The 6,278-nt window shown below is 67.6% G+C and carries 9 protein-coding genes; all 9 read left to right on the forward strand.

The features are described 5' to 3' along the window. Nucleotides 1-24 precede the first annotated feature (24 nt). The 9 genes from epmA (at nucleotide 25) to AX750_RS10790 (ending at nucleotide 6,044) form a co-directional block, all read left to right on the forward strand. The gene (epmA, locus tag AX750_RS10750) at nucleotides 25-1,089 is read left to right on the forward strand and encodes an EF-P lysine aminoacylase EpmA (RefSeq protein ID WP_066721639.1); all 1,065 of its coding nucleotides are present in this window, start codon (nucleotides 25-27) and stop codon (nucleotides 1,087-1,089) included. Then, complete coding sequence (locus AX750_RS10755; protein ID WP_066721637.1) at nucleotides 1,086-2,153, forward strand: lysine-2,3-aminomutase-like protein; 1,068 nt, start codon at nucleotides 1,086-1,088, stop codon at nucleotides 2,151-2,153. Before epmA ends, AX750_RS10755 begins: the two co-directional genes overlap by 4 nt. A 53-nt stretch (nucleotides 2,154-2,206) precedes the next feature. Next, nucleotides 2,207-2,452 (forward strand): type II toxin-antitoxin system prevent-host-death family antitoxin, encoded by a 246-nt coding sequence (locus AX750_RS10760; RefSeq protein WP_066721636.1) that lies wholly within the window; start codon nucleotides 2,207-2,209, stop codon nucleotides 2,450-2,452. Next, entirely contained in the window at nucleotides 2,449-2,835 is a 387-nt protein-coding gene (locus AX750_RS10765; protein ID WP_066721634.1) for a type II toxin-antitoxin system VapC family toxin, read from the forward strand. The genes AX750_RS10760 and AX750_RS10765 overlap by 4 nt, the downstream gene beginning before the upstream one ends. Nucleotides 2,836-2,848: 13 nt before the next feature. Continuing rightward, nucleotides 2,849-3,493: a DsbA family oxidoreductase gene (locus AX750_RS10770; RefSeq protein ID WP_066721632.1), complete on the forward strand. Its 645-nt coding sequence runs from the start codon at nucleotides 2,849-2,851 to the stop codon at nucleotides 3,491-3,493. A gap of 81 nt (nucleotides 3,494-3,574) precedes the next feature. Continuing rightward, the gene (gene pyrF, locus AX750_RS10775) at nucleotides 3,575-4,282 is read left to right on the forward strand and encodes an orotidine-5'-phosphate decarboxylase (RefSeq protein WP_066721630.1); all 708 of its coding nucleotides are present in this window, start codon (nucleotides 3,575-3,577) and stop codon (nucleotides 4,280-4,282) included. Between the two features lie 37 nt (nucleotides 4,283-4,319). Beyond that, on the forward strand, nucleotides 4,320-4,607 hold the full coding sequence (locus AX750_RS10780; protein ID WP_066721627.1) for a DUF1330 domain-containing protein: 288 nt from the start codon (nucleotides 4,320-4,322) through the stop codon (nucleotides 4,605-4,607). A gap of 1 nt (nucleotide 4,608) precedes the next feature. Then, nucleotides 4,609-4,917 carry a DUF1330 domain-containing protein gene (locus tag AX750_RS10785; protein WP_066721625.1) on the forward strand — a complete coding sequence of 103 codons (309 nt, stop codon included), beginning with the start codon at nucleotides 4,609-4,611 and terminating at the stop codon, nucleotides 4,915-4,917. A gap of 26 nt (nucleotides 4,918-4,943) precedes the next feature. Further along, on the forward strand, nucleotides 4,944-6,044 hold the full coding sequence (locus AX750_RS10790; RefSeq protein WP_066721623.1) for an anhydro-N-acetylmuramic acid kinase: 1,101 nt from the start codon (nucleotides 4,944-4,946) through the stop codon (nucleotides 6,042-6,044). Nucleotides 6,045-6,278 lie beyond the last annotated feature (234 nt).

Raw genomic sequence — 6,278 nt, forward strand, 5'->3', positions numbered from 1 at the left:
TGCAGACGTTTTGAACCCGAGACGATGACGAACGCTCTTCCGCCCTTCTGGCGGCCCGACATCCATGCCGACCGTCGCCCGGCGCTTCTGGCGCGCGGCCGCATCAAGGCTGCGCTACGCCGCTGGTTCGAGGCTCGGGACTTCGTCGAGGTCGAGGCCGCGATCCTGCAGGTCTCGCCGGGCAACGAGACGCATCTGCACGGCTTCGCCACCACGCTGATCGACGATGCCGGGGCCCGGCATCCCTATTACCTGCACACCTCGCCCGAATTCGCCGCCAAGAAGCTGCTGGCCGCGGGCGAGCCGCGCCTCTTCGATTTCGCCCGCGTCTTCCGCAATCGCGAGCGGACGGCGCTGCACCACCCCGAATTCACGATGCTGGAATGGTATCGGGCGGGCGAGGGCTACGAGACGCTGATGCAGGATGCCGCTGCGCTCCTGGCCGAGGCGGCCCGCGCCGCCGGCGTGACCACGCTGCACTGGCGCGGCATCGACGCCGATCCGTTCGCCGAGCCCGAGCGGCTGACGCTCCAGGAGGCCTTCCGGCGTCATGCCGGCATCGACCTGTTGCGCACCGTCACCGCCGATAACGACGTCGATCGCGGCGGGCTCGCCGCCGATGCGGCCGAAGCCGGTATCCGGGTTACGGATGACGACAGCTGGTCCGACATCTTCAGCCGCATCCTCGCGGAGCGGATCGAGCCCCATCTCGGCCGGGGGCGCGCGACGATCCTGTGCGAGTATCCGATCTCGGAGGCTGCGCTGGCGCGGCCGAAACCGGGCGATCCCCGCGTCTCCGAGCGCTTCGAGCTCTATGCCTGCGGCGTCGAACTGGCGAATGCCTTCGGGGAACTGACCGATCCGGCCGAGCAGCGCCGGCGCTTCGAGGCCGACATGGACGAGAAGGCGCGCATCTATGGTGAGCGCTATCCGATCGACGAGGATTTTTTGAGCGCGCTCGCCGCGATGCCGCCGGCCAGCGGCATCGCGCTCGGCTTCGATCGCCTCGTCATGCTCTGCACCGGCGCCCGCCGGATCGAGGACGTACTCTGGACGCCGGTGGCGGAACCGGGCAGGGGAGCGGCATGACCCTTCATCAGCCTCCCGGCGGACAGCCGCTGCGCAGCGTCGGGGCCCTCGTCGAGACCGGCCTCGTTGCGCCCGCAGCCCGCGAGGCGTTGGACGCGGTGGCGGCGCGCTATGCGGTCTCGGTGACGCCCGCCATGGCCGCGCTGATCGACCCGGCCGATCCTGACGACCCGATCGCGCGCCAGTTCGTCCCGGATCCGGACGAACTCGTCACGCTGCCGCAGGAGCGTGTCGATCCGATCGGCGACGAGGCGCATTCGCCGGTCGAGGGCGTGGTGCATCGCTACCCCGACCGCGCCCTGCTCAAGCTCGTCCATGCCTGCCCGGTCTATTGCCGCTTCTGCTTCCGCCGCGAGATGGTCGGCCCCGGCGGCGATGCGCTCACGGGCGGGAAGCTCGAGGCGGCGCTGGCCTATCTCGCCGACCGTCCCGAAATCTGGGAGGTCATCATGACGGGCGGTGACCCGTTGATCCTGTCGGCCCGGCGGGTGCGGGAGGTGGCGCAGCGTCTGGGCGCGATCGACCATATCAAGGTCGCGCGCTGGCACACCCGCGTGCCGATGGTCGAGCCCGACCGCATTACGGCTGACTATGCCGCGGCCCTCCGGATCCAGGGCAAGGCGAGCTACATCGCCGTCCACGCCAATCACCCGCGCGAGTTCACCCCTGCGGCACGGACCGCACTGGCGCGGCTGGCGGATGCCGGCCATGTCTTGATCAGCCAGAGCGTGCTCCTCAGAGGCGTCAACGCCGATGTCGCGACCCTGTCGGCCCTGATGCGCGCCTTCGTCGAGAACCGGGTGAAGCCCTACTATCTGCATCATCCGGACCTCGCGCCCGGAACGGCGTCGTTCCGGCTCTCGCTGGAGGAGGGCCAGGCCCTCGTCAAAAGCCTGCGAGGCCATCTGTCCGGCCTGTGCCAGCCGACCTATATCCTCGATATCCCCGGCGGGGCAGGAAAGATCCCCGTCGGCCCCGCCTTCCTCTCGGCCTGCGAGACGCCCGGCGCCGAGGCTTTCGCCGAGGACCGTCATGGCGAGCGGCACCTCTATCCGCCGGGTTGAAGACAATGATTGCTCTGGTAAACTAACTCAGTTGAACTAACCTGAGATTGGCCATGGAGAAGGTGAACATCCACGACGCGAAGACGCATCTCTCGCGCCTGGTCGACCGCGCCGCGAAGGGTGAGGCCTTTATCATCGCGAAGGCGGGGAAGGCCATGGTCAAGGTCGTCCCGTTGGAGCCGATCGAGACCAAGCCGCTCCAACGCACTGGTTTCATGGTCGGGCAAATGACGGTGCCCGATGATTTCGATGAGATGGGGCGGGCAGAGATCGAAGCCATGTTCAACGGGCGATCGTGAAGGCGCTCCTCGACACGCACCTCCTGCTTTGGAACGCGGGTCGACCCGACCTGCTGTCGGCGGAAGCGCGACGCATCATCGACTCAGCCGACAGCGAGTTGTATTTCAGCGCGGCGAGCCTGTGGGAGATCGCCATCAAGGCCAGTCTCGGCCGGAGTGATTTTTCGGTGGACGCGAGACTTCTGCGACGCGGCTTGCTCGACCATGGTTTTGCCGAGTTGCCGGTAACGAGCGAGCATGCGGTTGCGATCGACGGATTGCCGCCGATCCATAGGGATCCGTTCGATCGCATCCTGGTCGCTCAGGCCAAGGTCGAAGGAATCACCCTGTTGACGTCCGACAACACGGTGGCCCGCTATGGCGGCGCGATCCAGAAGGTTTGAGAAGGAGACCGCCATGAAAGAAAAACTCCCCATCGCGATCGTCTCCGATCTCGCCTGCCCCTGGTGCTTCATCGGCAAGGCGCGGCTGGAAAGGGCGCTAGAGAACCATGGCCTGACCGAGCGCGTCGCCATCACCTGGCTGCCCTATGAGCTGAACCCCGACATGCCGGCCGAAGGCATGGACCGCACCGCCTATCTCGATGCCAAGTTCGGCGCCGGCAAGCGCAAGGAGATCGAGATCCGCCTTTCCGAGGCGGCGCTCGAAAGCGGCGTCATCTTCAACTGGGCGCGCGTCACCAAGAGCGTCAACACCCGCATGGCCCATATGCTGGTCGCCGCCGCCTCGACCGTGCAGCGCGGCACCGAGATGAAGGCGGCGCTGTTCAAGGCCTATTGGCAGGACGGCCGCGACATCGGCGATCTCGACACGCTCGTCGCCATTGCCGGCGAGCAGGGTTTCGACGAGCAGGCCGCGCGCGACGAGCTGACCAATGAGGAGCTGCGCGAGACCGTGATCGGGCTCGAGGCGCACGCCCAGCAGGTCGGCGTCACCGGCGTGCCCTTCTTCATCGTCGACGGCAAGCTCGCGGTCTCCGGCGCGCAGACCGGCGATGTCTGGGCGCAGGTCTTCAAGCAGGTGCTGAGCGACGCGGCCTGAGCGAACGGGGCTCGCCGGGCGCGCGGCCTTGCGCCGGCGCCCGAATCATGGCCCATCCCCGCAAACAGCGGGAGTGGGCCCATGACCCAGAAGATCAACGACCTGCGCGACCGCATGATCGTCGCGCTCGACGTGCCAACGATCTGGGACGCCTATCGCATCGTCTCCCAACTCGGCGACACGACGAGTTTCTACAAGATCGGCTATGCGCTCGCCTTCGCCGGCGGCCTGCAGCTCACCCAGCAACTGGTGGCCGAGGGCAAGAAGGTCTTCCTCGACCTCAAGCTCCACGACATCGGTAACACGGTGACCGAGGGCGTCGCCTCCCTCAGCAATCTCGGCGTCGACCTGCTCACGGTGCACGCCTACCCCCAGACCATGCGCGGGGCGGTCGAGGGGCGCGACGAGGCGGCACTCAAACTGCTCGCGGTCACCGCGCTCACCTCCTACGACGACGGTGACCTGCGCGATGCCGGCTACGGGCTGGCCGTGCGCGACCTCGTGCGCCTGCGGGCGGAACAGGCCCGCACCGCCGGCATCGACGGCATCGTCTGTTCCGCGGCCGAAACGGAGATCGTCCGGGACGTCATCGGCTCCGACATGCTGATCGTGACGCCCGGCATCCGGCCCGCCGGCAGCGCGGCCGGCGACCAGAAGCGCACGCTCACCCCCGGCGAGGCGATCCGCGCCGGCGTCGACCATCTCGTCGTCGGGCGTCCCATCATCCGCGCAGCCGACCCGCGTGGGGCGGCTGCCGCGATCATGGACGAGATCGCGGCAGCCTCCTAAGTTCGCGCTCCAATCGATCGCTCAGAGGATTCGGATCATGCCCAAGGGATATGTCGTGGCACGCGCCAAGGTCTCGAATGCGACGCAATGGGCCGCCTATGCGGCCAAGGCCTCGGAGGCGATCCGGAAGTTCGGTGGCACGCCGCTGGTGCGCGGCGGCATGATGACCGTTGCGGAAGGCGAGGGCCGGGCCCGCAACGTCGTCATCGAGTTCGAGAGCTTCGAGGCCGCCAAGGCCTATGCGATGTCGCAGGATTATGCCGAGGCCCGCAAGCTGCGCGAGGGTGCCGGCGAGATCGACATCGTCGTGGTCGAGGGCGTTTGAGATGGCCAAGGGCTATTGGATCGCGCGGCTCGACGTCGACAACGAGGAAGAATATGCCCGCTACCGCGCCCTGAACGCCGTGGCCTTCGCCAAATACGGCGCGAAGTTTCTGGTGCGCGGCGGCGAGTACAAGCTCGCCCGCGGCGAGGGCCGCAAGCACAACGTCGTCCTCGAATTCAAGGACGAGGAGACGGCCCGCGCCTGCTACGCCTCCCCCGAATACCAGGAGGCGGTGAAGCACTTGGCCCTGGTCGGGAAGGTCGATCTCGTCATCATCGGCGGTTATGACGGGGCCCAGCCGGGCGAATAGCTGACAGCAGCGCGGGCGGCAGGCGGATGGACCGACTTCGGCAGGACAGCCTCACCGCGCTGGGCGTCATCAGCGGCACGTCGATGGACGGCATCGACGTCTCGATCGTGACCAGCGACGGGCGCGATGCCGTCCGCTTCGGAGCCGGCGCCTCCTACCCCTATCGCGACGAGACGCGCGCAGCGCTCCAGGCGCTGATCGCGCAGGCCGAGCGGGCGATGACCGAGCCGCTCGTTGAACTCGAGGCCGAGGTCACGACCGACCATCTCGCCGCGATCCGGCGCTTCATCGCCGAACAGCATCTCGATCCGGCAAGCATCGATCTCGTCGGCCTGCACGGCCAGACCGTCTATCATCGCCCGCAGCAGCGCTTCACGCGCCAGCTGATCGATGGCCCCGCCATCGCCGCGGCGCTGGGCATCGCGACCGTCGACCGCTTCCGCCATGCCGATGTCGAAGCCGGCGGGGAGGGCGCTCCCTTCGCGCCGCTCTATCATCGGGCGCTGGCGCAGGGGATGGAGCAGCCCGTGATGGTGCTGAACCTCGGCGGCGTCGCCAATGTCACCTGGATCGAGGGTGAGGAGGTCATCGCCTTCGACACCGGCCCGGCGAGCGCGCTGCTCGATGACTTCGTCCTGCGCCGCCTCGGGCGACCCTATGATGCGGATGGGGCGCTGGCCGCGAGCGGCCGGATCCATGAGGATCTCGTCGCGGCCTTCATGGAGAACCCGTTCTTCGACAGGCCCGCGCCGAAATCGCTCGACCGCAACGAGTTTCATCGCCGCGCCCAGATCGTCGAGCCGCTCTCCGATGCCGATGGCGCCGCGACGCTGGCGGCTTTCACGGTCGAGAGCCTGGTCGCGGCCCTGCGTCACGTGCCGCGTGCGCCGCGTCGCTGGCTGGTCGGCGGGGGCGGGCGGCTCAACCACCATCTGATGCAGCGTCTGAGAACCCGGCTCGGTGTCCCCGTCGAGCCGGTCGAGGCCGCGGGCTGGGATGGCGACGCGCTCGAGGCGCAGCTCTTCGCCTATCTCGCCATCCGGTCCGTGAAGAGCCTGCCGCTCAGCCTGCCGGGAACAACCGGTGTGCCCCGGCCGTTGACGGGCGGAAGGCTCAACCGTGCGTGAGTGTCACGAAACCGTCGCGCGCGTCGCGATAGGGTTTGCGTGCCGCGACGGTGAGATTCGAAAAATTCGGAATAGCGGGAAAAGTCGCGTCCCAACGCCGTGAATCCGGCGATCAGGGGCTGGAAATGAGCCCAAAGCGACCCCGCTCACATGATGCGGGCGCTCCGACGCGAAGTTTTTTCAAAAACCGTGTTGACAGTGAGTGAGGGCCCCGCCTATAAACCGCCCATCGAG

The organism is Methylobacterium sp. CCH7-A2 (assembly GCF_001557075.1).
Lineage (GTDB): Bacteria > Pseudomonadota > Alphaproteobacteria > Rhizobiales > Beijerinckiaceae > Allobosea > Allobosea massiliensis.

Bases quoted from the DNA above. Each gene is read 5' to 3' on its own strand.
- epmA (WP_066721639.1), top strand. From the start codon at position 25: ATGACGAACGCTCTTCCGCCCTTCTGGCGGCCCGACATCCATGCCGAC.
- AX750_RS10755 (WP_066721637.1), top strand. From the start codon at position 1,086: ATGACCCTTCATCAGCCTCCCGGCGGACAGCCGCTGCGCAGCGTCGGG.
- AX750_RS10760 (WP_066721636.1), top strand. From the start codon at position 2,207: ATGGAGAAGGTGAACATCCACGACGCGAAGACGCATCTCTCGCGCCTG.
- AX750_RS10770 (WP_066721632.1), top strand. From the start codon at position 2,849: ATGAAAGAAAAACTCCCCATCGCGATCGTCTCCGATCTCGCCTGCCCC.
- pyrF (WP_066721630.1), top strand. From the start codon at position 3,575: ATGACCCAGAAGATCAACGACCTGCGCGACCGCATGATCGTCGCGCTC.
- AX750_RS10780 (WP_066721627.1), top strand. From the start codon at position 4,320: ATGCCCAAGGGATATGTCGTGGCACGCGCCAAGGTCTCGAATGCGACG.
- AX750_RS10785 (WP_066721625.1), top strand. From the start codon at position 4,609: ATGGCCAAGGGCTATTGGATCGCGCGGCTCGACGTCGACAACGAGGAA.
- AX750_RS10790 (WP_066721623.1), top strand. From the start codon at position 4,944: ATGGACCGACTTCGGCAGGACAGCCTCACCGCGCTGGGCGTCATCAGC.